Below are 25,392 nucleotides of genomic sequence, written 5' to 3' on the forward strand. Positions count from 1 at the left end.
GGCCTGGTCTGCTACCTACTTGGGTGAGACGGGGAGCTCCATGAACACGCTGTTCGGGTCCAGGGTGTAGTCGGCAAACGGCGGGCACTCGGTGAAGCCGTGCCGCGCATACAGTCGGCGGGCGGGTGCGAAGTAATCCTCGGTCCCCGTTTCCAGGCTGAGGCGTTCCAAGCTGCGACTCCGGGCTTCGGCCACGATGTGCTCAAGCAGCAGGGTTGCCACGCCGCGTCCACGGGCGTTGGCCGTGGTGCGCATGGACTTGATCTCTGCATGCCCGCTGGAGAGCGTCTTCAACGCACCGCATCCCAACAAAACCCCGTCCTCGCGGGCTGTCCAAAACGTGATCGACTCGTGCGACAACGCCGAGTGGTCCAAGGCATGCACGCTTTCCGCGGGCGATGTGGCGAACATGTCGGCCAAGTGTTCGCTGAGGAGCTGGTGGACATCGGGGCGTGCGGGATCGTCGAGTGCGATGCGGATCATGGACCCTAATTTACCGCGCTGCTAACCGTCCAGAAGATGCAGCTGATCCTTCGTGTCCAGGTCCGCGCCCGAGCAGAGGTCGCTGCAATCCACCAGGTCCACCAGGCCCGGATGCGCCTTGAGGAACGAACGCGCGCCCGTGTCGCCATTGGCCGCTTCCGCGGCCTGTTCGCGAAGCCCGACGTCGAAAATCACCGGGTGCCGACGCTTCAGGTGGCCTGACTCGTCAGGGTAGGCAGCTGCGGTGACCCGGCCGGGACGGTGGCTGCCCAGCAGCCTGCTCACCGCCGTCGGGGTCAAACCGGGTTGGTCCACCAGTGCAACCATGATGCTGTTGCCGGGGGCGGCGGCTTCGATGCCCGCCCGGAACGATCCAGCCATGCCTTTGCCCCAAGCTTCGTTCTCAACCACCACGTGCGAACCAAGATCCGTGACGCTTCGAACACGGTCCGCCTCGGCCCCGAGCACCACCACCACTTCGCGGCAGCCGCCGTCGAACAGGGTATCGGCCAACACTTCCACCAGCGTGCGCCCACGGAAGGGGAGCAGCGCCTTGGGGCCACGGCCCAGGCGCGTGCCGGCGCCCGCAGCGAGCAGCACGCCCGTAACAGGGGCCATGCCGGAGTCAGTCATATCCTCACGATACGCGCGGGGTTCCATGCGGTCTGTAGCTCCTCGGTTGCTTTCAAAGAGATCTACCGATATCGGTTGTAAATTACCCATCAGTAGGGCTTTTGGTGGTCGGAAATGGCCGTTAGGGTCGGTGGGGAGTTATGAAGTCAGCTCGTGTACGCAGCGACGCGTAAGGAACAGGGGAAAATGGCGGGCAGTTTCGAAATTCTCAAAGCAGGTACCAACTCATTCCGATTTCGGCTCACTGCCGAAGACGGCACGGTTGTGGCAGTGTCGCCACAGTTTCCGAATTTGAAGGCCGTTGTGGCCGGTATCAACGCAGTCCGCGAAAATGCGGCAACAGGCTTTGTCGTCGACAGGCGGAACCTGGGCACCTAGTGCACGCGGTTCCGCGAAACCCAGCAAAATGACAGTTGGCGGCAGTGTTCATCACGAACACTGCCGCCAACTGTTTGTTTGTGCGGGTTGTTAGGCGTCGCCGCCTGCGCCGCCTGTGGTGCCGGCGTTCACGTCGAGCAGCTTGTAGCGGTCAATCGCGTACGACGGCGCGCCCTCCTCTACCTCGCCCCTCGCCGCCAGCAACTGCAGGGTTTTGGCGACGATGGAGTGGGTGTCGTTTTTGAAGTAGCGGCGGGCGGCTTGGCGGGTGTCGGAGAAGCCGAAGCCGTCTGCTCCGAGGGAGGCGAAGTCGTTGGGGATGAATTGGCGGATTTGGTCGGGGACGGCTTTCATGTAGTCGGACACGGCGATGACGGGTCCGGTGGTGCCTGCGAGTTGTTCGGTGATGAACGGGGTGCGGGCGGGTTGGCCGGGGTTGAGGAAGGCGTGTTCTTCGGCGGCGAGTCCGTCGCGTCGGAGTTCGTTCCAGGAGGTCACGGACCAGATATCGGCGGCGACGTTCCAGTCGTCGTTGAGGATCCGGGCGGCTTCGAGGGCCCAGGGGACGGACACGCCGGAGGCGAGGATGTTCGCTGTCGGGCGGTTCGGGTCTCCTGTGGGGGCTTCGGCGAGGCGGTAGATGCCTTTGAGGAGTCCGTTGATGTCGAGGTTTTCGGGTTCGGCGGGTTGGGTGATGGGTTCGTTGTAGACGGTGAGGTAGTACATCACGTTTTTATCTGACGCAGTTCTGGTTCCTTGCGCGTCAGCGTCGGGTCCGTACATTTGTTCGAGGCCGTGGCGGATGATGTGGCCGATTTCGTAGCCGTAGGCGGGGTCGTAGGTTTTCACGGCGGGGTTGGTGGAGGCCAGGATGGGGGAGTGTCCGTCGGCGTGTTGGAGTCCTTCGCCGGTGAGGGTGGTCCGTCCTGCGGTGGCGCCGATGATGAAGCCGCGGGTCATTTGGTCCGCGGCGGCCCAGAAGGAGTCCCCGGTGCGTTGGAAGCCGAACATGGAGTAGAACACGTAGATCGGGACCAGGGGTTCGCCGTGGGTGGCGTAGGCGGTGCCGGCGGCGGTGAACGCTGCGACGGCGCCGGCTTCGTTGATGCCGGGGTGGATCAGTTGGCCTGCGGGTGATTCTTTGTAGGCCAGGACGAGGTCGCGGTCCACGGAGAGGTAGTTCTGGCCTTTGGGGTTGTAGATTTTCGCGGTCGGGAAGAACGCGTCCATGCCGAAGGTGCGGGATTCGTCCGGGACGACGGGCACGAAGCGGGCGCCGAAGTTTTTGTCCCGCATGAGGTCCTTCAACAAACGGACGAAGGCCATGGTGGTCGCGGCTTGTTGTTTCCCGGACCCGCGTTTGGCGACGTCGTAGGACTTCGCGTCCGGGAGGACCACGTCGGTGTGTTTGCGGCGGCGTTCGGGGACGAACCCGCCCAGTTCTGCCCGGCGGTCCATGAGGTATTTGATTTCCGGGGCGTCCATGCCGGGGTGGTAGTACGGGGGCCGGTAGAGGTCCGCGTCGAGTTGGTCATCGCTGATGGGGATGCGCAGGTGGTCACGGAAGGCTTTGAGGTCTTCCATGGTCAGTTTCTTCATCTGGTGGGTCGCGTTGCGGCCCTCGAAGTGCGGGCCCAGGCCGTAGCCCTTGACCGTTTTGGCCAGGATGACCGTGGGTTTGCCCTTGAATTCGGTCGCTGCCTTGTACGCGGCGTAGACCTTGCGGTAGTCGTGCCCGCCGCGTTTGAGGCCCCAGATCTGCTCGTCGTCCAAATCCGCGACCATGTCCTTGGTCTGCGGGGACTTACCGAAGAAGTGTTCACGGACGAACCCGCCGGACTCGGCCTTGTAGGTCTGGTAGTCACCATCGGGGGTTTCGTTCATGATCTTCACCAACGCCCCGTCGGCGTCGTTCTCCAGGAGGGTGTCCCATTCCCGGCCCCAGACGACCTTGATCACGTTCCAGCCCGCACCGCGGAAGAACGCCTCGAGTTCCTGCATGATCTTGCCGTTGCCGCGGACCGGTCCGTCCAGGCGCTGGAGGTTGCAGTTGATCACGAAGTTCAGGTTGTCCAGGTTCTCGTTCGCGGCGAGCTGGAGCAGGCCACGGGACTCGGGCTCGTCCATTTCCCCGTCACCCAGGAACGCCCAGACCTGCTGGTCGGAGGTGTCCTTGATGCCACGGTTCTGCAAATACCGGTTGGACTGGGCCTGGTAGATCGCGTTCATCGGGCCGATACCCATCGACACGGTCGGGAACTCCCAGAAGTCCGGCATCAGGCGCGGGTGCGGGTACGAGGACAGGGCATGGCCCTCTTTGGACTTCTCCTGACGGAACCCGTCCAAATCCTCCTCCGTCAGGCGGCCTTCCATGAACGCCCTGGCGTACATACCCGGGGACGCATGGCCCTGGAAGAACACCTGGTCCCCACCCGAGGGGTGGTCCTTACCGCGGAAGAAGTGGTTGAAGCCCACCTCGTACAGGGTCGCGGCACCGGCATACGTGGAAATATGCCCGCCCACCCCAATATCGGAACGCTGCGCACGATGCACCATCACCGCAGCGTTCCACCGCATGTACGCACGATACCGGCGCTCGAACTCCTCGTTCCCCGGGAACGGCGCTTCCTGGTCCACCGGGATCGTGTTCACATAATCAGTGGTCGTCACCATCGGCACACCCACCGACCGGGCACCAGCACGCTGCAACAACGAACGCATAATGTACTGGGCACGCTCGGTACCCTGCTCCGCGATCAACGCATCAAGGGACTCAATCCACTCCGCGGTCTCTTCCGGATCACGATCAGGCAGCTGGGCAGTCAACCCGCTGAGGATGTGTGAGGTCTCTTCTCCTGCAGCCACGTCCAACCTCTCTTCATTGAATGTCTGGGCGCTTGCTCTGTGGGGGCGCTCAAGGAATTTCGTATTGTGAGAATAAAATTCTGCAATTCGAGATTACGTCTGCGGATCGGCAGCGTCAACACGGATTGCGTAACCGAAACAGTCAACTGGGAAACCGTCGGCCAAGCAACCGAATGTGACCCTGCCTACATTCGTGACACCTTGACGGCGAGTGACCTGCGTCATAGAGTGTTTTCACTATTCAATAACTTGATTCCGCAATGTGGAATCAGTACGAAGTGGAGATCCACGATGCAGACGACTTCATCAGTCGGCGTCACTGGTACTCCGGGAGACGCACCAGCAGGTGGCCCCAACCACCCGGCCGTGGGCAACACGGACCTCTGCGCTATTGCTTCCGAAGCATCAGGCCGTACCATCAGCCCCAGTCTTTACAACATCGACCTCGCTCCCACTAAGGCCAAGGGCCGCAAGTGGACCAGCTACAGCATCTTTACCCTCTGGGCCAACGACGTCCACAGCCTGGGTAACTACGCCTTTGCCATCGGCCTGTTCTCCCTTGGCTTGGGCGGCTGGCAGATTCTGGTGGCGCTGGGAATCGGTGCCATCCTGCTCTTTGCCCTCCTGAATTTCTCGGGGTTCATGGGCCAGAAGACCGGCGTCCCGTTCCCGGTCATGAGCCGCATCAGCTTTGGTATCAGGGGTGCGCAGATCGCCAGCCTCGTCCGCGGCGCCGTTGCCGTGGCATGGTTCGGCATCCAGACATACCTGGCCTCGGTGGTCCTCCGGGTGATGCTGGTTGCCATGGCACCTGGCCTCAAGGACCTGGACAGCAACTCCATTCTTGGCCTGTCCACCCTGGGCTGGTTCTCCTTCGTGGCTCTCTGGATCGTGCAGTTGGTCATCGTCAGCTTCGGCATGGAGATGATCCGTAAGTACGAGGCTTTCGCAGGCCCGGTCATCCTGGTGACAATGGCAGCGATTGCCGTGTGGGTGTTCATCGAAGCCGGTGGCGCCATCCAGTGGTCCGGCATCAAGGGCCTTGAAGGTGGGGAAATGTGGCTCACCATCTTCGCCGGAGGTGCGCTGTGGGTGTCCATCTACGGAACCTTCGTGCTGAACTTCTGCGACTTCACGCGGTCCTCCACGTCCAAGAAGTCCATCGTCAAGGGCAACTTCTGGGGCATCCCCATCAACATGCTGGTCTTTGGCGCCATCGTCGTCGTCATGGCTGGCGGACAGTACAAAATCAATGGCACCGTCATCGAGAGCCCCTCGGACATTGTCCAGAGCATCCCGAACACCTTGCTGCTGGTCCTGGCGTGCCTCGCCCTGCTGATCCTGACAGTGGCCGTGAACCTGATGGCCAACTTCGTCGCTCCGGTGTACGCGCTGACCAACCTCTTCCCGCGGCACTTGAACTTCCGCAAGGCAGCCTGGGTCAGCGGCACCATTGGCTTGGTGATCCTGCCGTGGAACCTCTACAACAACCCGATCGTGATTGTGTACTTCCTGGGCGGGCTCGGTGCGTTGCTTGGACCGCTGTTCGGCGTGATCATGGCCGACTACTGGCTGGTCCGTCGGGGCAAGGTCAACGTGCCCGAGCTCTACACCGAGGACCCGAAGGGTGCGTACTTCTATAAGCGGGGCGTGAACCCAAAGGCGATCATCGCAATGATCCCGGCGGCAGCGATCGCCATCGCCATCGCCTTCATTCCGGCACTGGCACCCGCAGCACCGTTCGCTTGGTTTATCGGAGCAGGCGTAGCTGCGCTCACGTTCTTCGCGGTGGCTGACAAGAAGCAGCTCCATGAGGACGTCTCCGGCGAGGCGATCGCGGTCGCCAGCACTCACTGACACACCAATATCAAGGCGTCGCCCGTCCTCCAGCCAAGCAGATCCCAGCAACCGGATCCAGCGGAGGACGGGCATTGCCGTTGAGAGGAAACCCATGCGCATCCTTGTCGCAAACGTGAACACCACCCAGTCCATGACCGACTCCATCGCCGCTCAGGCCCGCGCGGCAGCAGCGCCCGGCACGGAGATTATCGGCATCACTCCGCGGTTCGGCGCCGATTCCTGCGAGGGTAACTTCGAAAGCTACCTCGCCGCGATCGCCGTCATGGACGCCGTGGTCAACTACCCGGAACCGTTCGACGCCGTCATCCAGGCAGGCTACGGCGAGCACGGCCGCGAGGGGCTCCAGGAGCTCCTGGACGTCCCGGTGGTCGACATCACCGAGGCCGCAGCAAGCACCGCGATGTTCCTGGGCCACAAGTACTCGGTGGTCACTACGCTTGACCGCGCGGTGCCCCTTATCGAGGACCGGCTCAAGCTTGCAGGCCTGGACGCGCGCTGCGCCTCCGTCCGTGCCAGTGGCATGGCCGTGCTGGAGCTCGAGGAATACCCGGAACGTGCCGTTGAGGCGATTGTGGGCCAGGCCGAGGAAGCAGTGAACGCAGACAAGGCCGAGGTCATCGTCCTGGGCTGCGGTGGGATGGCGGGACTCGACGACCAAATCCGCCAGCGAACGGGTGTTCCGGTGGTTGATGGCGTGGCCGCGGCTGTCACCATTGCCGAATCCCTGGTCCGTCTGGGCCTGTCCACGTCCAAGGTCCGAACCTACGCCACTCCGCGCCCGAAGACTGTCATAGGCTGGCCGATAACTGCAGCCCAGCCCGTCGCACACCAGCCGGCCGAAGCCGCGCACTGATCCATGCGCTGAACGCGCCACCCGAAAGGCAACCACATGACTGACTCAAGCGTGCCCGCAGACCCGAAGGTCGCCGTCGTGACCGGGGCTGGTTCTGGCATTGGGCGGGCGGTTGCCCGGCTGATGCTCGCCGATGGCTACCGGGTGGCACTGGCCGGGCGCCGCGCGGCGCAACTGCTGGAGACGGCAGGCGACCATCCGGACGCGCTTGTGGTCCCGTGCGATGTCACAGCGCCCGACGACGTCGCGCGCCTTTTCGCCGAGGTCCGCCAGCGCTGGGGCCGGGTTGATGTGCTGTTCAATAATGCGGGTATTTTTGGTCCGGCCGGGGACGTGGGCGAGATCGGCGTGGACGAGTGGGAAGCAACCCTGCGCGTCAATGTCACGGGTTCAATGTTGTGCGCTGCCGAGGCCGTGAGGGCCATGAAAGCCCAGGAACCGCAAGGCGGCCGCATCATCAACAACGGCTCCATCTCGGCGCACTCACCGAGGCCCAGATCCGTGGCCTACACCGTCACCAAGCACGCGATGACCGGCCTGACCAAGAGCATCGAGCTCGACGGCCGGGCGTTCGGCATCACGTGCGGGCAGATCGACATCGGTAATACCCGCACGGAAATCATGGACACCATCGGCGTGGGCTCCGGCGCCCTCCAGGCCGACGGCAGCCGCAAGGTGGAGCCGATGTTCCCCGTGGACGACGCCGCCCGTGCTGTGCTGATGATGGCCAATATGCCGGCGTCGGCCAGTGTGGGATCCCTGGTGGTCACCGCCGCAGGCATGCCATTCGTGGGCCGCGGCTAGCGAGTTTTTGTACACATAACGCCCTCAAATCCGCCCTTTCCGGGCATTAGCTGTACAAAAACTCAGGTCTGACGCGAATGATCTGTGGATAACTCTCGGTCGCCTCGGTCGTTATGACTGAATGGGGCATGCGTCCGTTGTCTTCACTTCCTCCCGCGCTCTCTGACCAAGCCTTTACCTTGGCTGCGGCTGATGAATTCGGCGTTGCCCCGAAGAGGCTGCGGGCGTCGGACCTACTGGTGCCCAGCAGGGGACTCCGGCTGCCACTGCGAGTGCAGACGTTGCTGGAGGTTGCCCGGCCACATCTTGACCTCCACCGGGGCGATTTCCTTAGCCATATCAGTGCCGCGGAGGTTCTGGGCCTGCCGCTGCCTGCTTGGGCGCAATTCAAGCCCGACGACGGCGGCCCGGTGACCGCCGTCGTCGAACCTATTCCCTGGGGGCCAAAAAGCGGGCCCCACTTTCGGGAGCCGGGGCGATTCATCCATCTATCCCGGCCAAGGAACGGATCGCTGCCTCGGCGTAGGGGAGTGGCCGGCCATCGCCTGACTTTGAGGGACGGCGATCTCACAGACCTGGAGGGCGCTGTCCTCACGTCTGTTGCGCGGACGTGGGTGGATCTGGCCACGATGTTGCCCATGGAAGATCTGGTGGTCGTGGGAGATGCCATTGTCAGCGAACACGAACGCTCGTTCGGTCCACCGCGGGTTCCCCTGGTTTCGTTGCCGAAGCTGCAACTCTTCGTTGAAAAGGCCAACGGTATCCATGGTGTCCGCAAGGCCCGTATCGCGTTGGATGCGATTCGCGTGGGTGTTGATTCTCCGCCGGAAACCAAGCTCCGGCTCTTGCTTGAAGAGGCCGGGCTTCCTTCATTCGTTCCAAACTGCCAGGTAGACGATGCGCTTGGCAAGCCGGTGTGGACTGACTTGGGGTGCCCGGAGTATCGGATCTGCCTTGAATACGAGGGTCTCCATCACCTTTGTCCAGAGCAGCAGGCGCTGGATGCTTACCGGGATCAGCGCGTCTCAGAGGCCGGCTGGCGTCAGGTCAAGATCAACAAGATCGACATGAAGCACGGGAGGAAGTGGGTAGTGGCCCGGGTATCCCAGGGGCTCCGCAAACAGGGGTGGACGGGCTGAGTTTTTGTACAGGTACTGCCCTTATGAGCCGCCCATCAGGGCAGTAGCTGTACAAAAAACCAAATGTGACTTCCACAATATGGAATAACATTTTCCCCTTGCGGAATGGTGTGAGCGGGATTACATTTGAAAAACCCCCTCAAAATGTGGGGCTGTTCCCAAACTGATTGGTTCAGATCAATGAAGATCCCAGACCCCGCGGCGCTGAAGGCGAGTTCGGCCCCGCAGAAGAAAAAGCGGCTGTACCAGTCGCTCTTTTTTCAAATCCTGATCGCCGTCGTCGCAGGTGTGCTCATCGGTCATTTTTGGCCGACCATTGGGTCCGCCCTCCGGCCACTGGGTGATGGATTCATTCAACTCATCAAGATGATCATCGCCCCGCTGATTTTCCTCGTGATCGTCACGGGCATCTCGGCAGTGGGCGACGTCAAGGCGGTCGGAAGGGTCGGGGTCAAAGCGCTCCTATACTTCACCGGCGCCACCCTCTTTGCCCTGGTCTTCGGGCTCATCGTGGGAAACATCGTTCAGCCAGGTGCCGGCCTGAACATCGATCCCTCCACGCTGTCCCAGGATGCCCTTAACGCCAAGACCGGCAACGCTCCGCCCAAGGACGCCGCGGCGTTCATCCTGGATGTCATCCCCGTCAGCGTGATCGGTGCGTTTGCCAACAACAGCCTGCTTCAGGTGCTGTTCTTCTCCGTCTTTTTCGGCGCCGCCATTGTGGTCATCGGCCGCGAGCGTTGCCTTCCGGTCATCAGCCTCATGGAAACCGTCCTTGAGCTGATCTTCAAGATCATGTCCTGGATCATGAAGGTGGCCCCCATCGGCGCCTTCGGTGCCATGGCCTTCATCATCGGCCAGTACGGCATCGGCACGCTCAGTACCTATGCCCTCCTGATAGCTGCCTGCTACGGCGCGGCCATCATCTTCATCGGCTTGCTGTTCGTGGTGGCTTGGGGCTTCGCCCGCGTTCCGTTGTGGCAGTTCCTCAAGTACACCCGCGAAGAATTCCTGCTGGCACTGGGTACTGCTTCCACGGAAGCTGTGATGCCCCGCATCATGACCAAGTTGACCAACGCCGGTTGCTCCCGTGCCACCACCGGCCTGGTGGTTCCCACCGGCTACTCCTTCAACCTCGACGGCGCCGCGATCTACCTTTCGATCTCGCTGCTGTTCCTGGCCCAGGCCTTCGGCCACAACCTTGATCTCGGCCAGCAGTTGGCAGCCCTTGGCGTGCTGCTCCTGACCTCCAAGGGCATGGCGGGCGTACCGGGGTCGTCCTTCCTGGCACTGTCCGCTACCGCTGCAGCCCTCGGCATCTTCCCGGTTGCCGGCGTCGCGCTTCTTCTCGGAGCCGACCGCCTCATGGACTCCATGCGCGTGGTCGTCAACCTGCTCGGCAACTGTGTGGCAACGTTCGTGGTGGCCAAGTGGGAAGGCCAGTTCGACCGCAGCGTCATGGTCCGCGCCTTCAACGGTGAGATCACCAACGAGGACACAGCCATCATGCTCGGCAAGGAAGACGTCTATGCCCAGCAGGAACTGGAGCGCATCAGCAGCGGCCAGAACCCTTCCCCGAAGTTCCGCGGTGGACCCGCAGCCGACGACATCCCGCAGTTCGAGATGAGCAAGAAGGGGCAATCAACAACCCCGGTTTGCCCGGACTGACCGGATAGTTTTTGTACAGCTAATGCCCTTAAGACGCCGTCTTAAGGGCATTAGCTGTACAAAAACTCCTTAGAGGGGGAGCAACTCTGAAAGATCGGCACGCAGGCCGGAGGCAGCCACCCGGTGGGTCGACAGCGCGTCTGCCCATGAAATCCGGCCGGTCACCAACGACAGCCAGGTGGCGGCGTCGCACTCGATCACATTGGGGGGAGTGCCGCGCGTGTGGCGGGGCCCTTCTACGCATTGCGTGACGCCGAACGGCGGCACCCGGACCTCCACCGAGTTGCCGGGTGCGCGTGCGGTGACTTCCTCGAGGGAGTAGCGGACCGCCGTCGCAATGAGAGAGCGCGACGGCGGGTTCCCGGCATCGCGGCCCGGCTCACCGGCGGTTTCGCCGCCGGAAGGTTCGACGGCGGCCTGCCAAGCTGCCAGGGCGGCGCGGCCTTCCTCAATATTGACGCGGCGTCGTGCAACAGCCATGGGTGTCTCTCCTCAGAAGTGCTAGTCGAGCAGGGCCGAGACGGCGTGGCCCAACCGGATCTTACCCACTGGGCGACCGCCGCCGAGGACGGGCTCAACCACTCGTTCCAGGACGCTGGAAACGGCCGGGATGTCCACGGCGCCGCTGACAGCCAGGAGTGTCAGTCCCACCAGGGACGTGGCGCGGAGGTTGCCGTCGAGCATTTTCACGGCCACCGTCGCGCCGGTTGGCGTGGCCAGGACCAGGATGCCCTCGGCGCCAATCTTGGCAAGGACCTCAAGCTCTTCCATGACCACCGTGTTGGACTCGCCCTTGCCTTGGACGGCCCAGGGGTAGTCCAGCATGGAGGTGGCGATGGTGGCCGCGCGTGCGTTGGACGACGAGTCCCCGGGCGACTTGGCCAGCCGGGAGTAGGCGCGGGCAAGGCCCGTTAGCGAGATGGCTGCCACGGGGGCTCCGCAGCCGTCGATGCCCAGATGTGAAGTCGTTTCGCCGCTGTACTCCTCGATCACGGACCGTACGCGCTGCTGGAGGGGATGGTTGGGCTCAAGGTAGCTGCGGAGGTCCCAGCCGTTTTCAGTACAGGCCCACAAGAAGGCGGCGTGCTTGCCGGAGCAGTTGAAGGCGAGCTTGGACTGTCCGCGTTCGGACCGGACCAGCCAGTTGCGGGCCGTCTCGTCCTGCGGCCAGGCCGTGGGGCACTGCAGGTTTTCTTCCTTGACGCCGGCTGCCTTGAGCATTCCCTCCACCACGTCCATGTGGTCCAAGGACCCGGTGTGGCTCCCGCAGGCGACAGCAACTTGCGCCCCGCGCAGGGGCACACCGGATTGCATGGAGGCCAGTGCCTGGAAGGGTTTGAGGGTGGAGCGGGCGAGGATGGGGGCGTCGATGTCACCAAGACGGGTGACCACAGAGCCGTCACCGGCAAGAACGACGGCCGCGCCGATGTGCCGGGACTCAATAAAGCCACTTCGTTCGATCACTGCCAGTTCCACCGCAGACTCAACGTTGAACGTTTCATGCGAACTCATGGGCATAAGCCAAGTCTAGGGCGCAGTCGGGCGGTTCCCGGCTCAACCGCGCGCCCGCGCGCTCTCAACCGCGCACCCGCGCGCTGCAGGGTAACCGGGTCAAAGCTGTCGGTCCGGGGAATGACACAGCTTAGGCCCCGCGCCCTTCACAAAGTACCCTTGAAGACTGTGAAGGTACTCGTCATTGGCCCAGGCGGCCGCGAACACGCCATTGTCCGCTCTCTGCTTGAAGACCCCAACGTCTCCGAGGTCCACGCGGCCCCGGGCAACGCGGGCATCAGCAAACTCGTTCCCACCCACGCGATCGACGGGAACAGCCCGGAAGCCGTGTCCGCCCTCGCCACCAAGCTGGGCGTGGACCTGGTTGTCGTCGGCCCCGAGGCGCCGCTGGCTGCCGGAGTTTCCGACGCTGTCCGTGAGGCCGGCATTCCGGTCTTCGGTCCCAGCAAGGAAGCAGCCCAGTTGGAAGCTTCCAAGGCGTTCGCCAAGCAGATCATGGCCGAAGCCAGCGTCCCCACGGCCATGGCCCGCGTTGCCACCAACGCCGAGGAAGCTGCCGATGCGCTGGATACCTTCGGTGCGCCTCACGTAGTTAAGGACGATGGCCTGGCCGCCGGCAAGGGCGTCGTCGTTACCAAGGACCGCACGGAAGCCCTGGCACACGCCCAGGCATGCTTCGACGCCGGTGGAACCGTGGTCATCGAGGAATTCCTCGACGGTCCCGAGGTCTCCTTGTTTGTCCTGTGCGACGGCCGCACCACCGTGCCTCTCTCACCGGCCCAGGACTTCAAGCGCATCTTCGACAACGACGAAGGCCCCAACACCGGCGGCATGGGTGCGTACACCCCGCTCGAGTGGGCTCCCGAGGGCCTGGTCCAGGAAGTCATCGACCGCGTGGCCCAGCCCACCGTGGACGAGATGGCCCGCCGCGGAACCCCCTTCGTCGGCGTGCTCTACTGTGGCTTGGCCCTGACCTCGCGCGGCACCCGCGTCATCGAGTTCAACGTCCGCTTCGGCGATCCCGAGACGCAGGCTGTCCTTGCCCGCCTCAAGACCCCGCTCGGTGCGCTGCTGCTGGCAGCTGCCAAGGGCGAACTGGACACCGCAGAAGAGCTGCGCTGGTCCAAGGACACGGCAGTCGCCGTTGTCGTTGCCGCCGAAAACTACCCGGACGCGCCCCGCACGGGTGACCGAATCCGCGGCCTGAAGAAGGTTGACGAGTTGGACGGCGTGCACGTTGTCCACGCCGGCACCAAGCTGGACGACGAAGGCAAGGTCGTCTCCGCAGGCGGCCGCGTCCTTGCAGTTGTTGCGCTGGGTTCGGATCTGGTGGAGGCGCGCGAAAAGGCGTACGACGGCGTCGAGCTGGTCCAGCTTGAAGGCTCGCAGTTCCGTACGGACATCGGAGGCAAGGCCGCACGCGGCGAAATCCGCGTGCCGTACACCGCCACCGGCACCATCCCGAAAGTGCAGGCGTGAGCATGACTGAAGGAATACCCACGGGCGGCTTCGAAACTGAAACGTTGGACCTGCCGGGTTGGACGCACGTCTACTCCGGCAAGGTCCGCGATCTTTACGTCCCGGCCGATGAAGCCATCACGGAAAAGATCGGCCAGGAGTGCGTCCTGGTGGTTGCCAGCGACCGCATCAGCGCCTACGACCATGTGCTCAGCAGCGAGATCCCGGACAAGGGTCGCGTCCTCACCCAGTTGAGCCTCTGGTGGTTCGACCAGCTGGACGTTGAACACCACGTGCTTGCCTCCACAGTTGAGGGTGGCGTTCCTGCCGCTGTCGAGGGCCGGGCCATGATCTGCAAGAAGCTGGACATGTTCCCGGTGGAGTGCATCGCCCGCGGCTACCTCACTGGCTCGGGCCTGGTTGAGTACAAGGAATCCGGCACGGTGTGCGAGATCCCGTTGCCCGAAGGCCTCGTGGACGGTTCCCGTCTGGACAAGGCGTTGTTCACTCCCTCGGCCAAGGCCGAGGTGGGCGAGCACGACGTCAACATCACGTATGACGACGTCGTGGCAATGGTGGGTGACGACATCGCAGCCCGCCTCAGCGAGCTGACCTTGAAGATCTATACCCGCGCCGAGGAGATCGCCCGCGAACGCGGCATCATCCTGGCCGACACCAAGGTGGAGTTCGGCATTGACGCTGCCACGGGCATCATCACTCTTGGCGACGAGGTCCTCACCCCGGACTCTTCGCGGTTCTGGGATGCGTCCACGTACGCGCCGGGCAAATCGCAGCCCTCATACGACAAGCAGTATGTCCGTGACTGGCTGACGTCCGCCGAGTCCGGCTGGGACAAGTCCTCCGACACACCCCCGCCGGCATTGCCCGCCGAGGTAGTAGAGCGCACCCGTGCCCGCTACGTGGAGGCTTACGAGAAGCTCACAGGCCGCACCTTCGCCTAAGGCACCAAACTGAGTCGCAGTTAAGTACGTTTTGAGCGGTCAAAACGTACTTAACTGCGACTTATTGGGTTAATTCAGGCTCCGGAGTGTTCCTTCGCGGCGCGGCGCTCGGCGAGGCGGATCTCGAGGACGGCATCCATGGCCTGCTGGACTCTGTCAGAGGCCCCGGCAGCGCTGAAGTCGTGCTGGGCCTCTTCCAGGAACTGCAGCGCCTCAGAGGCTTCCCCAGCTGCTTTCAGGGACTTGCCCAGCAGCAGCGAAACCTCGCCGGCGGTGTGTCGGGCCAGGACCTTTCGGTCGGCATGGATTTCGCGGAGCTTCTCGACGGCGGCAGGAATGTCGCCGGTCAGGTACAGCCAGCGGGCGCGAATGAAGGCGACCTCCAGCTGGTCCGTCTTGTTTCCGCCCACGATGGACAGCGCCAGTTCGGCGCGCTCAATGGCGGACAGTGTTTCCGGCTCCACGATGCCCGAGGACAAGCGGACCGCTGCGGAGGCCTTGTTGAACCGGGCCCACAGCTCGATGTCGTTGGCTGGGGAGAGCAGCTTGGCTGCACGCTCGTGGTGCTTGATGCCTTCGACGTAGTCGTGGCGCATGAAGGCCACGTTGCCCACCACCCAGGCAACTTCCCCGGCCAGCTGCGACATGGAGTGCTCGTCCATGTGATCGATCATGGCCAGGCAGTACGTCCATGCTTCGTCCAGCTTGCCGCTCTCGGCAAGGGCACCGATCAGGGCGCGGTGAGCTCCGATGATGAGGGTGGATCCCTTGGGCAGCTGCTCGCACAGCTTCACTGCCTGCTTTGCATGTTCGACGGCGGTGGCCAGCTGACCTTGTCCGTGACACACTGCGGCAAGCATCTGCCACGCACGCACTCCGAGGCCTGCGGATTCGGTGGCCATGGGATGTTCCAGCAGATGTTCAACGATCTGTTGGCATTCTTTGAGGTGGCCCTGCTTCATCACGCACTCGGCCTGCATGTACGTCATGTTCCACCAGGCGCTGTTGTTCTTTGCCTCAAGGGCGATCTGAGCGGCGGTGGCAGCGTGGCTGGCGGCGAGTTGGTAGTCGCGAAGGTCCCAGGCTTGCCGGGCATAGAGTCCAGCGAGGACGTATTCGGCGTCGCTTACGGAAACGGGTTGGCTCCACGCTTCCAAGGCCTTCGGCGCCAGTTCCAACCGGCGGGCCAGCTCTTCGATGACCTCGGCTGTGGGCTCACGCCGGCCGGTCTCAAGGAGCGAAATGTAGCTGGGCGAATACAGGTTTTTGCCGAGCTCGGCCTGCGTTAACCCACGTTCGAGCCGTTCGGCACGTAGCTTCTCGCCGAATCCGTTTCCCACGGGTCCCCTCCTACAGGTGTCTTTTGACCTAAACCTTGACAGTCTCTGTGGAAAACATTTTACAATGTATGTCAACAGGGACCGCGCAATTTCCATAACGAATCCGACTCGCATTGGGGAAATACCATGTTCAAGAAAATCATCGCTTCAGTGGCCGTGGCGGGCGCACTGACACTAGCGGTTGCGGCTCCCGCAGTCGTGTCTGCTGCTCCGGCAGTGGACTCCAGCAGCACCATCAGTGCCATTGGCAACTGGCCTGATCCCATGCGCATCGCTGCGCCGACGAAGTCCACAACATCCACGCCGCCGACGTACACGACGTTGTCCATCGGCAACTGGCCGGATCCTATGTAAATCAACTGCAGTGAAGAAACCCCGGGGCGTTACGAGCGACGCCTCGGGGTTTTCTTTGCCCTGAGGGGTGTGCATGGCCTGGACTATTCGCCGGCGGCCGCACGAGGAGGTCAGAACAGGTCCCGGCAAACAAAAATGGCGCCGATTTCTCGACGCCATTTTCGTGTTTGGTCGGGATGACAGGATTTGAACCTGCGACCTCTTCGTCCCGAACGAAGCGCGCTACCAAGCTGCGCTACATCCCGATCCGCTGCGAAAGCAACTGTTCAAGAATAGCCGAAACGTCCCGTGATGCGAAATCGAGGAGGGAGTGTCCCTCGTCACTGCCTGGACCCACAGGAAAGCTACACCAGCGAGTCCCGCCAGGCCCCGTGCAACTGGGCGAACCGTCCGCCTCCGCTGATCAATTCGGCCGGCGTCCCGTCCTCCACGATGCGGCCGTCATGGACCACGAGGACCCTGTCGGCTGTCTCCACGGTGGAGAGGCGGTGGGCGATGATGATCGCCGTCCGGGCAGAGTTCCCGCCCGCCACGCCTTCCAGAAGCTGCGCAAGTCCCTGCTGGACCATCCGCTCGGACGGAATGTCCAGAGAGGACGTTGCTTCGTCGAGGATCAGCACGGCCGGTGCGGCCAGGAAGGCCCGGGCGAAACCAATGAGCTGTCGCTGGCCTGAAGACACGCGCCCGCCGCGCTTGTTGACGTCAGTGTCGTAGCCTTCGGGCAGGCTGGTGATGAACTCGTGAGCCCCGACAGCAACCGCGGCGGCCTCGATTTCCGCCCGGGATGCTTCGGGCCGGCCCAGCGCGATGTTGTCAGCTACTGATCCGCTGAAGAGGAACGCTTCCTGGGTCACCATCACCACGGCGCGGCGCAGGTCTGTGGTGGACAAGTCCCTGAGGTCGATGCCATCCAGGGTGATGGAACCGGACGTGACGTCATAGAAGCGTGCCACGAGCTTGGCCAGCGTCGATTTGCCGGCGCCGGTTTGGCCCACCAACGCAACGGTCTGCCCGGCCGGGATATGCAGGTCCATCGTGGGAACCACTACCTGGCCGTCGCCGTACCCGAACTCCACAGACTGGAAATCGATCTCGCCCCGCGAACTCTTCAGCGGCACCGGGGTCTTCGGCGGACGGACCGTGGGGACTTCCTCAAGGAGGCCCGACACCTTTTCCAATGCTGCCTGCGCGCTCTGGAACGAGTTGTAGAACATCGCCATCTGGTCCACGGGCTGGAAGAAGCGCTTGGTCGACAGGATCAGGGCCAGCAGGACGCCGACGGCGAGGTCGCCGCTGAGCACACGGAAGCCACCAAACAGCAGGACCACGGCAACGCAGACATTCCCGATCAGCACCAGGCCCGGCTGGAAGATGCCGTTCAGGTTGATGGAGCGGACAGTGTTCTTACGGTAATCCTCGGCCAACTCGCCATACTGCGATGCATTCTCGGGTTCCTTGCGGAAAGCCTTCACTGCGCGGATGCCTGTCATGGTCTCCACGAAGTGCACGATCAACCGGGCTGAAACCACGCGGGATTCACGGAAGGCGATCTGCGAGTGCTTTTGGTACCAGCGGGCAAGGAAGAACATGGGCACTCCGGCAGCGAGCATGATCAGACCGCTGCGCCAATCCAGCGCGAACACCGTGATGGCCGTGAAGAGCATGAACAGCATGCCGGACGCCAAGGAGCTGACGCCGGAGTCCAGGAGTTCGCGGAGCGCTTCAAGGTCCGACGTCTGCCGGGCAATGATGCGTCCGGAGGTGTATTTCTCGTGGAATTCCAGGCTCAGCCGTTGGGTGTGCCGGAAAACGCGCAGCCGGAGATCCAGGAGCATGGCCTGGCTCAGGCGGGCCGTGGACGTCACATACAGTGCTGTCATTCCGGCCGTGGCGATGGCAGCTGCCAGATACAGGGCACCCGCCAGCACCAAGGGGCCGTTGTCGCCTGCCTGCAGCGCGGGAAGGGCGTTGTCGATCCCGAAGGCGATCAGCGCCGGCCCGGCAACCCGGGTGAGCTGCGAGACCACCACCATCGCGATCGTCAGCCAGAAACGCAACCGCACGGGGCGGATGAGCGAGGCAAGCAAGGTGAGCGACCGGCGTCGTACGGCTTTGCTGTCTGCCTTGGTGAGGAGCGTGTTGTCCTCGTTGGCGGTTCCAAAGGTTGTGGCACTCACCGGCGGGCCTCCTCAGCTTCTTCGAGTTCGTCCAGTTCGGTGTCCAGGTCCTTCGGACCGGTATCCAGGCTGGCGATGACGTAGCGGTAGTGATCGTTGTCGGCCAACAGTTCCGTATGGGTTCCGACGGCGGTGATGGTGCCGTTTTCGAGCAACGCCACCCGGTCCGCCAAAGCCACGGTGGATGGCCGGTGCGCAACGATCAGTGTGGTGGTCTCGCGGAGGACCTCGCGCAAGCGGGCCTCCACTCGTTCCTCGGTGTTCACATCCAGGGCGGACAGGGGATCGTCCAGGACCAGGACCTTCGGCTTGGCCGCGATGGCACGGGCCAGGGCGATGCGCTGGCGTTGGCCGCCGGACAGGCTCAGCCCTTCCTCACCGATGAGTGTGTCCACGCCGTCGGGCAATGAGTAGGCGAACTGGGCCTGCGCCACGTCCAAGGCTTCATCCAGGGCTGCATCGCTGGGATCCGGAGCGCCCAGGAGGACGTTGTCGCGCACTGAACTGGAGAACAAGGTGGTGTCCTCGAAGGCAACGGCCACGATCCTCCGGAGCTCGTCGATGTCGTAGTCGCGGACATCCACCCCGTCGATGGTCACAGCACCCTCGGTGACGTCGTAGAGGCGGGGGACGAGTTGGAGCATGGCGCTCTTGCCGCTGCCGGTGATGCCCACCAGGGCCATCGTTTCGCCAGGACGGATATCAAGGGTGAGATCGTGCAGGAGCGACCCGCCGTCGTCGAACCCGAAACCCGCGTGCTCAAAGCGCAAGGCGCCCTTCACGGTCTCCGGCACCGTGGCGTGATCCGGGGAAGTAATGGTGTTTTCCGTGTCCATGACCTCGAAGTGGCGGTCCAACGCGGTCTTCGCGGTCAGGGCCATCGCCAGCAGCATGCCCGAGAATTCCACCGGAGTGGCCACCACGGCGGCGGTTGCGAAGAAGGCAACCAGCGAGCCAATGCTCAGCTGGCCGCTGGCGGCCAGCATAATGCCCACCACCAGCCCGACGCCCAGCGCAAGTTCCGGCAGCAAAGTAACAACCAAGGTGAAGCCGGCTTGCTGCTTGGCCTTCGCGATCTCGGTCTGCCGAAGCTCCTCGGCCTGGCCGTTGAAGTTCTCCAACGCTTCGCGGCTGCGCCCGAAGGCCTTCAGGACGCGTATGCCGTGGACGGATTCCTCCACGGTGGTGGCGAGGTCGCCGGCCTGGTCCTGGCTGAGCCGGGTGACCAGGCTGAACCGGCGGCGGAAGCGGAAGGAGTTGATCATGATCGGTACCGCCGCGCCCAGGAAGATCAGGGCGAGCTGCCAGCTCATGGAGAACATCACGCCGACGCCGATGATCACCGTCAACGTCGTGACCACCAGCATGATCGCGCCGAAGGCCATCCAGCGCCGCAGGAAGCTCAGGTCCGTCATGGCGCGGGAGAGCAATTGGCCCGAACCCCAGCGGTCGTGGAACGCCACGGTGAGCTGTTGCAGGTGCCCGTAAAGCGTTACGCGCATCCGGGTCTCAACGGTGGTGGCGGGGTTGATGACGAACTGCCGGCGCAACGCCACCAGCCCCGCTTCAGCAATACCCAACGCAAGGATCACGACGGCGGCAATCCAGACTGCGTCCGTGGAACCGCCGGGTTGCAAGGAGTTGTTGACGAGGACCCGCAGTACCTGCGGAATCGTCAGCGCCACGATGCTTGCCAGCAGGGCGCATATCAGGCCCATGAACAGGCGGGGGAGGATTGGCCGCACATGAGGGTACAGCCGGCCGACGGAGGTGAAAAATGACGTTTGCTTGGACATGCCCGCTTCTCAACAGCTGGATCTTCAGATGGTGCGGAGGTAGTTTCCCGTAGCAACTACCCTATGCCATGGCGTGATTCGTTTCACAGGACTACGCAACGCAGGTGAAATGTTTGACCCAGTTATTGGGGATCGTAATGATCCCTCGGTGTTTAGCTGCGTGCCGTGAGCGTCAGCAGCACTGCTTCCGGGCGGCAGGCGATCCGGACCGGCGCGAAGCGTGAGGTGCCGATACCGCCTGAGACGTTTACCGGCGTCGTGAATTCCTTGCTTTCCCAGTCGTGGAGTCCCTTTGCGCGCCACGTGGGGAGGTCGCAGTTGGAGACCAGGGCGCCATAGCCAGGGATGCAGATCTGGCCGCCGTGGGTGTGCCCGGCAAAGATTACGTCCGCTCCAGCTTCGGTGAAGTGGTCCAGCACGCGCTGGTACGGAGCATGGATGACACCGACCTTGAGGTGCGGGCGGGCGTCCTGGTTCACGGTTCCGCGGGGCCAGCCGGCGTACCGCTCGCGCTTGAGGTGGGGGTCGTCGACTCCGGAGAAATCGAAGCGGAGTCCGTTGAGGACCACTGACTGGGCGCGGTTGGTGAGATCGATCCAACCGCCCATGCCGAAGGCTGACCGGAGCTTGGGCCAGTCGAGCTTGATGGGTTCAGTCTTGAGCTTTGAGGGCCCGCGGAAGTATCCGGCCGGGTTTTTGATTCTTGGCGCGTAGTAGTCATTGGACCCCGGCACGAAAACGCCCGGGAACTCCAGCAGCGGGCGAAGTGCCTGGATCAAGGGATCGACGGCCTTGGTGTGGCTCAGGTTATCGCCCGTGTTGACCACAAGATCGGGTTTCAGATCGGCCAGCGACTGGAGCCACTGGGCCTTCTTGTCCTGGCCCGGGACGAAGTGAATGTCGCTCAGGTGGAGGACCTGGAACGGCGCTGAACCCTCGGGGAGGACCGGAAGTGTTTCCTGGCGGACCTCGAACTGGTCCTTCTCCCACCAACCATAGGCAGCTGCTGCCGCTCCGGCTGTTGCACCAAGGGCTGTAGTGACGGCGAAACCGCGCCCGACGGTGCGGACGCGGTTTGCCAGTGAATCACGGAAGGACACGCTTAGTCCTTGTCGTTGTTGCCGTTGCCGTTATTGCCATTGTTCCCGTTGCCGCTGTTTCCTGAGGACGGTGCGGGGTTCGGCGTCGTTGGTGCCGGCGTTGTGTTGCGCTGCGGGGCAGCCGTGCCGAGCAAGTTGGAAGGCGGAGCCTGGAACGGGTTGGTTCCGTACGCGGGAGCCACCGACAACATGTAGTTGGTGAACTGCGGACCGGCAATCATGTAACCGTCAATGGAAGGGTAGAACTTGCCGTTGACGGTCAGGTTTCGGCCCGGGCGGAGCTGGTCACCCAGCGGGTCGCCGAACCAGGAAGCCGTTGCCAGCCCGGTGGTGTAACCAACAACCCACGTGGAGCCGTTGGAGTCGTTGGTACCGGTCTTGGCTGCTACCGGGAAGTTGTTCCGCGTGGAGAGAGCCGGGCGGATCAAGGAACCCGAACCCGCGTTGAGCACTTCCTGCATGGCGTAGGCAACGCCGCGGGCAACCTCGGGCTTGACGGCGTCCTTGCAGTTGGAGGACTGGGCCGGCAGCTCCGCGCCGGACTGGTCCTTGACCGACGTAATGGCGATCGGCTCGCAGTACTTGCCGTCAGCAGCGAAGGTTGCAAATGCGGCTGCCATGGTCAGCGGCGCAGTCTGGGTTGCACCAATCAGGTTCGACAGTGTGGTCATCGGGACCTGGGGGTTCGGATCAGTGACCTTGCCGGTTTCATCACGGGTGGGGAGTCCGCCGTGGATTCCGGTGGCATCCACGATGCCCTGAATGCCACAGAGGTCCACCTGGGATGCAGAGGCAAACGTTGCGGTGTTGATGGAGTTCATGAGGCCGTAAAGGACGGTCATGTTCCGGTAATAACCCTCGTCGGAGTTCTGAAGATCGAAGGTACCGTTGGTGGCGTCGTACCAGCCCACTGTCGGTGCAGGACAGGTGTTCCTCCACGGGAAGTTCTGCTTGTACCTTCGGACGCTTGCGTTGATGTTCGTGTTCATCGACTTGCCCTCGTTCAGCCACTGGGCGAACGTGAAGGGTTTCATCGTGGAGCCGGGCTGGAAGCCACCAATGCCGTTGAGGTCATTTCCATTGGAATCCAGGACGTCGACGTTGAAGTTCTGGGTTTGATCGAACTTGCCCTCTTGAGGGAGCCAGACGGTGTTCTGGGCCATGCTGACAATTTGGCCCGTTCCCGGCTGAACAGAGGTGATGGACGCGCCCCACTTGTCCGGGTTGGCGCCAGCCGTGGCATCGACCTGTTGCTGGGCGACCGTCTGGGCGGTCGGATCGAGGGTGGTCTGGATGGTGAGACCGCCGCGCTGGACGCGCTTGATGCGCTCTTCCGTGGTGTCGCCATAGGCGGGGTTGTTGAAGAGCAGGTGAAGGACGTAGTCACAGAAGTACGGCGCCATGGTGGCGTACGCGCAACCCTGACGGGCCGGGGTGACCTTGGTGGTGACCGGGGTGGCTACGGCTTCGTCATACTCGGCCTGCGTGATCTTGCCTTGGTTCACCATGGCAGCGAGCACGAGGTCGCGGCGCTTCTGCGCGTTGTCCGGGTTCGCGATGGGATCGAAGGCTGAGGGGCTGTTCACGAGGCCGGCCAGGAGGGCCGCCTGCGGAAGTGTCAGGTCCTTGGCGGTGGTGCTGAAGAAGAACTTGGAGGCAGCTTCGATTCCGTAGGCGTCACGGTTGAAGAACACGATGTTGAGGTAGCCCTCAAGGATCTGCTCCTTGGAGAACTTCTTCTCCAGGGCGATGGCGAGCTTCATTTCGCGGAGTTTGTCGCCCACGCCTTTGCCGCCACCATTGAGCTTGACGTCTTCTTCGCGGTCGGACGCCACCAGGGACTCGTTGATGACGTTGTTCACGTACTGCTGCGTGATGGTGGACGCGCCCTGCTTGTTGCCGCGGGCGGTGCTGACGATGGCTCGCATGATGCCGGTGGTGTCGATACCGCCGTGCTCATAGAAACGGCTGTCCTCGATGGCGATGACAGCGTCCTTGATATACGGGCTCATCGAGTCCAGCGGGACCTTGGTCCGGTTCTCCGCATAGATCGAGGCGATCGGCGAACCGTCCTTCGCCAGGATCGTTGTGTTCTGGCTGGGCGGATCCACCTGGAGTTCCGCCGGCAGAGTGTCAAAGAACTGGATTGAACCACTGGCGGCACTGCCCGAAACGGCGGCTGCGGGGACCAAGAGGCCCGCCACGAGGACGCCACAAATCGCGCTCACACCAAGGAAGCCTAGAATCTTTCCGAGGGTGGTGGCAGTGTCGAATAGTGGGTTCTTGCGAGTCACCATGTTTTCCACTTTACCGGCAAGGGCTAGGCTTTCTGTCATGACCAAATGGGAGTACGCCACGATTCCGCTCATTATTCACGCCACGAAGCAGATCCTGGACCAGTGGGGCGAAGACGGCTGGGAGCTTGTCCAGGTCGTCGGTGGCCCCGATGGCAAAGGCCTTGTTGCATACCTGAAGAGGGAGAAGCAGTAACCATGACCACCCCCGCAGAAACCACGTCTCCCGCGGAATCCGGCGCCCCCACGTCCGCTGTGGAGCAGCGACTGGCCGAGCTCGGATTGACCCTCCCCGAGGTCGCCGCCCCTGTTGCCGACTACGTGCCGGCCATCGTCTCCGGCAACTACGTTTACACCTCCGGACAGCTGCCCTTTATTAACGGCAAACTCGAAGCTAAGGGCAAGGTCTCCCTCGGTGAGTTGGGCACCTCCGACGAGCCCACCGTTGATCCCGACGACGCCAAGCGCTACGCCGCCGTCTGCGCCATTAACGCCCTGGCAGCAGTCAAGAGCGTCATCGGCGACCTCGACCGCATCACCCGCATCGTCAAGGTTGTCGGTTTCGTCTCTTCGGAACCAACCTTCACCGGCCAGCCCGGCGTCATCAACGGCGCATCCGAACTCCTCGGCCAGGTCTTTGGCGACGCCGGCAAGCACGCACGCTCCGCCGTCGGCGTTTCTGTCCTGCCGCTCGACTCTCCTGTAGAAGTCGAGCTCATTGCTGAATTCAGCTAAGGAACCGGTTCACCCAATTGCCGCAGCTTGCCCGCCGCCTGTTTGTACTGCCTCCCGAACTCGAAGGGGCAGCACGGAACTGGCTTGAGCTCGGCGAGCGGACCCCCAGGGCCGCCCGCTTTGCATCGTCCGTTGTGCTTTTGCGCGACTCGCCCACCGGCTTGGAAACCTGGCTTGGTTACAGGCCAGGCTCCTCGCCGTTGGGCGTTGTCGCGTTCCCGGGTGGATCTTTGGATCCGTCCGACGACGACCCCGTAGGGTGGGTTGGCCCCTCACCCCAGCAGTGGGCTGAGCACATGGGAACGGACGACGTCGGACTAGCCCGCCGCCACGTGGTGGGCGCCATCCGCGAACTCTTCGAAGAGACCGGCGTCCTGCTCGCGGGACCCGACGCATCATCCACCGTTGAGGCCAACTCCACTGTGGACTGGATGCGCGCCCGCGAAGCCGTGGCAGCCCAGGAGAAGTCCTTCACGGAGATGCTCTCCAAACGTGGGCTCTCCCTTCGCACTGACCTTCTGAAGCCCTTGGTGAACTGGCTCAGCCCGGACTTTGCGCACACCCGTTTCAACACGCGTTACTTCGCCGCGACCGTCCCCGTGAACCAGCAGCCCAGCATCCTTGGCAGCAAGGGCGTATGGGGGCGCTGGGTCACCGCGGCCGAAGCGGTTGCCCTCCGCGAGACCCCGGCGCTCGGAGACGAAGTAGGCCAGCAAAACACCGTTGGCCTCACCCTCGGCCAGCTCCTGGTACCCGGCTCGGAGATCATGCTCGAGAAGATGGCTGCCTCCAACGGCTGCATCGCCTACCTGAGCTACAAGCGCAAAGCCCATGTGTACCAGGCGAAACTCGTAGACGAGGGCGGAATCCTGATGCTCGAGGTCGAAGCAGCCCGGACCATCGCTGGAGAGCCCCAGCGGGAGCGTTAAAGCCCCATTCCGACGCTCTCTCACCGATCGCCTGTTTGAGTGGGTCGCTCTC

At 63.0% G+C, this 25,392-nt stretch carries 22 protein-coding genes and 1 tRNA gene; 12 read left to right on the forward strand and 11 right to left on the reverse strand.

All coding sequences use genetic code 11. The annotated features are described in order from the left end of the window. Positions 1-15: 15 nt before the first annotated feature. A complete protein-coding gene (locus ACSSVG_RS14705) occupies positions 16-483 on the reverse strand; it encodes a GNAT family N-acetyltransferase (protein WP_492415349.1) in 468 nt (155 codons plus the stop codon). Positions 484-504: 21 nt separating this feature from the next. Continuing rightward, a complete protein-coding gene (gene nboR / locus ACSSVG_RS14710; RefSeq protein WP_492415351.1) occupies positions 505-1,143 on the reverse strand; it encodes a nicotine blue oxidoreductase in 639 nt (212 codons plus the stop codon). Between the two features lie 159 nt (positions 1,144-1,302). On the opposite strand from nboR, the gene ACSSVG_RS14715 reads away from it, so the two are divergent. Further along, complete coding sequence (locus ACSSVG_RS14715; RefSeq protein ID WP_044569301.1) at positions 1,303-1,494, forward strand: YegP family protein; 192 nt, start codon at positions 1,303-1,305, stop codon at positions 1,492-1,494. 90 nt (positions 1,495-1,584) lie between these two features. On the opposite strand, the gene aceE is transcribed toward ACSSVG_RS14715, so the two are convergent. Continuing rightward, positions 1,585-4,359 carry a pyruvate dehydrogenase (acetyl-transferring), homodimeric type gene (gene aceE, locus ACSSVG_RS14720; RefSeq protein ID WP_492415352.1) on the reverse strand — a complete coding sequence of 925 codons (2,775 nt, stop codon included), beginning with the start codon at positions 4,357-4,359 and terminating at the stop codon, positions 1,585-1,587. A 291-nt stretch (positions 4,360-4,650) separates the two neighbouring features. On the opposite strand from aceE, the gene ACSSVG_RS14725 reads away from it, so the two are divergent. From ACSSVG_RS14725 to ACSSVG_RS14745, 5 genes are all read left to right on the forward strand, one after another. After that, the gene (locus ACSSVG_RS14725; RefSeq protein WP_492415354.1) at positions 4,651-6,216 is read left to right on the forward strand and encodes an NCS1 family nucleobase:cation symporter-1; all 1,566 of its coding nucleotides are present in this window, start codon (positions 4,651-4,653) and stop codon (positions 6,214-6,216) included. A gap of 94 nt (positions 6,217-6,310) precedes the next feature. Beyond that, entirely contained in the window at positions 6,311-7,072 is a 762-nt protein-coding gene (locus ACSSVG_RS14730) for an aspartate/glutamate racemase family protein (RefSeq protein ID WP_492415356.1), read from the forward strand. 36 nt (positions 7,073-7,108) lie between these two features. Continuing rightward, positions 7,109-7,876 carry an SDR family oxidoreductase gene (locus ACSSVG_RS14735; RefSeq protein WP_492415358.1) on the forward strand — a complete coding sequence of 256 codons (768 nt, stop codon included), beginning with the start codon at positions 7,109-7,111 and terminating at the stop codon, positions 7,874-7,876. 137 nt (positions 7,877-8,013) lie between these two features. Then, complete coding sequence (locus tag ACSSVG_RS14740) at positions 8,014-9,015, forward strand: endonuclease domain-containing protein (protein ID WP_492415359.1); 1,002 nt, start codon at positions 8,014-8,016, stop codon at positions 9,013-9,015. A 180-nt stretch (positions 9,016-9,195) separates the two neighbouring features. After that, entirely contained in the window at positions 9,196-10,683 is a 1,488-nt protein-coding gene (locus ACSSVG_RS14745) for a cation:dicarboxylate symporter family transporter (RefSeq protein WP_231341838.1), read from the forward strand. A gap of 69 nt (positions 10,684-10,752) precedes the next feature. On the opposite strand, the gene ACSSVG_RS14750 is transcribed toward ACSSVG_RS14745, so the two are convergent. Both ACSSVG_RS14750 and ACSSVG_RS14755 read right to left on the reverse strand, forming a co-directional pair. Then, on the reverse strand, positions 10,753-11,163 hold the full coding sequence (locus ACSSVG_RS14750; protein ID WP_492415361.1) for a sterol carrier family protein: 411 nt from the start codon (positions 11,161-11,163) through the stop codon (positions 10,753-10,755). 21 nt (positions 11,164-11,184) lie between these two features. Beyond that, positions 11,185-12,201 carry an asparaginase gene (locus ACSSVG_RS14755; protein WP_492415362.1) on the reverse strand — a complete coding sequence of 339 codons (1,017 nt, stop codon included), beginning with the start codon at positions 12,199-12,201 and terminating at the stop codon, positions 11,185-11,187. Positions 12,202-12,363: 162 nt separating this feature from the next. Here ACSSVG_RS14755 and purD point away from each other — a divergent pair, with 162 nt between their 5' ends. Together purD and ACSSVG_RS14765 are read left to right on the forward strand one after the other, a co-directional pair. After that, positions 12,364-13,674 carry a phosphoribosylamine--glycine ligase gene (purD, locus tag ACSSVG_RS14760; protein ID WP_374110847.1) on the forward strand — a complete coding sequence of 437 codons (1,311 nt, stop codon included), beginning with the start codon at positions 12,364-12,366 and terminating at the stop codon, positions 13,672-13,674. 2 nt (positions 13,675-13,676) lie between these two features. Beyond that, complete coding sequence (locus ACSSVG_RS14765) at positions 13,677-14,615, forward strand: phosphoribosylaminoimidazolesuccinocarboxamide synthase (RefSeq protein ID WP_253469060.1); 939 nt, start codon at positions 13,677-13,679, stop codon at positions 14,613-14,615. A gap of 74 nt (positions 14,616-14,689) precedes the next feature. Here the strand turns inward: ACSSVG_RS14765 and ACSSVG_RS14770 are convergent, their stop codons facing one another. Further along, on the reverse strand, positions 14,690-15,955 hold the full coding sequence (locus tag ACSSVG_RS14770) for a helix-turn-helix domain-containing protein (RefSeq protein ID WP_231341833.1): 1,266 nt from the start codon (positions 15,953-15,955) through the stop codon (positions 14,690-14,692). A gap of 126 nt (positions 15,956-16,081) precedes the next feature. Between ACSSVG_RS14770 and ACSSVG_RS14775 the strand changes: the two genes are divergently transcribed. Beyond that, positions 16,082-16,309 carry a hypothetical protein gene (locus ACSSVG_RS14775; protein WP_231341832.1) on the forward strand — a complete coding sequence of 76 codons (228 nt, stop codon included), beginning with the start codon at positions 16,082-16,084 and terminating at the stop codon, positions 16,307-16,309. Positions 16,310-16,477: 168 nt separating this feature from the next. On the opposite strand, the gene ACSSVG_RS14780 is transcribed toward ACSSVG_RS14775, so the two are convergent. From ACSSVG_RS14780 to ACSSVG_RS14800, 5 genes are all read right to left on the reverse strand, one after another. Continuing rightward, positions 16,478-16,554 (reverse strand) — tRNA-Pro (locus tag ACSSVG_RS14780). A 99-nt stretch (positions 16,555-16,653) separates the two neighbouring features. Continuing rightward, complete coding sequence (locus ACSSVG_RS14785) at positions 16,654-18,486, reverse strand: ABC transporter ATP-binding protein (protein WP_492415365.1); 1,833 nt, start codon at positions 18,484-18,486, stop codon at positions 16,654-16,656. Continuing rightward, the gene (locus ACSSVG_RS14790; protein ID WP_231341830.1) at positions 18,483-20,282 is read right to left on the reverse strand and encodes an ABC transporter ATP-binding protein; all 1,800 of its coding nucleotides are present in this window, start codon (positions 20,280-20,282) and stop codon (positions 18,483-18,485) included. The genes ACSSVG_RS14785 and ACSSVG_RS14790 overlap by 4 nt, the downstream gene beginning before the upstream one ends. 152 nt (positions 20,283-20,434) lie before the next feature. After that, positions 20,435-21,382, reverse strand: a complete 948-nt coding sequence (locus ACSSVG_RS14795; protein ID WP_231341829.1) for a metallophosphoesterase — start codon at positions 21,380-21,382, stop codon at positions 20,435-20,437. A gap of 2 nt (positions 21,383-21,384) precedes the next feature. Then, positions 21,385-23,718: a transglycosylase domain-containing protein gene (locus ACSSVG_RS14800; RefSeq protein ID WP_231341828.1), complete on the reverse strand. Its 2,334-nt coding sequence runs from the start codon at positions 23,716-23,718 to the stop codon at positions 21,385-21,387. Here ACSSVG_RS14800 and sp36 point away from each other — a divergent pair. Genes sp36 through ACSSVG_RS14815 form a run of 3 tightly spaced genes read left to right on the forward strand, consistent with a single transcriptional unit; the run spans position 23,717 to position 25,340 of the window. Next, the gene (sp36, locus tag ACSSVG_RS14805) at positions 23,717-23,872 is read left to right on the forward strand and encodes a Sp36 family protein (protein ID WP_011775990.1); all 156 of its coding nucleotides are present in this window, start codon (positions 23,717-23,719) and stop codon (positions 23,870-23,872) included. The two genes, ACSSVG_RS14800 and sp36, sit on opposite strands and share 2 nt — an antisense overlap. A 2-nt stretch (positions 23,873-23,874) precedes the next feature. Next, entirely contained in the window at positions 23,875-24,411 is a 537-nt protein-coding gene (locus ACSSVG_RS14810; protein ID WP_231341827.1) for a RidA family protein, read from the forward strand. Positions 24,412-24,428: 17 nt separating this feature from the next. After that, the gene (locus ACSSVG_RS14815; protein WP_253469048.1) at positions 24,429-25,340 is read left to right on the forward strand and encodes an NUDIX hydrolase; all 912 of its coding nucleotides are present in this window, start codon (positions 24,429-24,431) and stop codon (positions 25,338-25,340) included. Positions 25,341-25,392: the final 52 nt, after the last annotated feature.

The sequence above is a fragment of the Paenarthrobacter sp. E2MeOHC11 genome, from assembly GCF_058744955.1.

Coding starts and splice junctions, on each gene's coding strand:
- ACSSVG_RS14705 (WP_492415349.1), bottom strand. CDS start 483: ATGATCCGCATCGCACTCGACGATCCCGCACGCCCCGATGTCCACCAG.
- nboR (WP_492415351.1), bottom strand. CDS start 1,143: ATGGAACCCCGCGCGTATCGTGAGGATATGACTGACTCCGGCATGGCC.
- ACSSVG_RS14715 (WP_044569301.1), top strand. CDS start 1,303: ATGGCGGGCAGTTTCGAAATTCTCAAAGCAGGTACCAACTCATTCCGA.
- ACSSVG_RS14725 (WP_492415354.1), top strand. CDS start 4,651: ATGCAGACGACTTCATCAGTCGGCGTCACTGGTACTCCGGGAGACGCA.
- ACSSVG_RS14730 (WP_492415356.1), top strand. CDS start 6,311: ATGCGCATCCTTGTCGCAAACGTGAACACCACCCAGTCCATGACCGAC.
- ACSSVG_RS14735 (WP_492415358.1), top strand. CDS start 7,109: ATGACTGACTCAAGCGTGCCCGCAGACCCGAAGGTCGCCGTCGTGACC.
- ACSSVG_RS14745 (WP_231341838.1), top strand. CDS start 9,196: ATGAAGATCCCAGACCCCGCGGCGCTGAAGGCGAGTTCGGCCCCGCAG.
- ACSSVG_RS14750 (WP_492415361.1), bottom strand. CDS start 11,163: ATGGCTGTTGCACGACGCCGCGTCAATATTGAGGAAGGCCGCGCCGCC.
- ACSSVG_RS14755 (WP_492415362.1), bottom strand. CDS start 12,201: ATGCCCATGAGTTCGCATGAAACGTTCAACGTTGAGTCTGCGGTGGAA.
- ACSSVG_RS14765 (WP_253469060.1), top strand. CDS start 13,677: ATGACTGAAGGAATACCCACGGGCGGCTTCGAAACTGAAACGTTGGAC.
- ACSSVG_RS14775 (WP_231341832.1), top strand. CDS start 16,082: ATGTTCAAGAAAATCATCGCTTCAGTGGCCGTGGCGGGCGCACTGACA.
- ACSSVG_RS14790 (WP_231341830.1), bottom strand. CDS start 20,282: ATGTCCAAGCAAACGTCATTTTTCACCTCCGTCGGCCGGCTGTACCCT.
- sp36 (WP_011775990.1), top strand. CDS start 23,717: ATGACCAAATGGGAGTACGCCACGATTCCGCTCATTATTCACGCCACG.
- ACSSVG_RS14800 (WP_231341828.1), bottom strand. CDS start 23,718: ATGACAGAAAGCCTAGCCCTTGCCGGTAAAGTGGAAAACATGGTGACT.
- ACSSVG_RS14810 (WP_231341827.1), top strand. CDS start 23,875: ATGACCACCCCCGCAGAAACCACGTCTCCCGCGGAATCCGGCGCCCCC.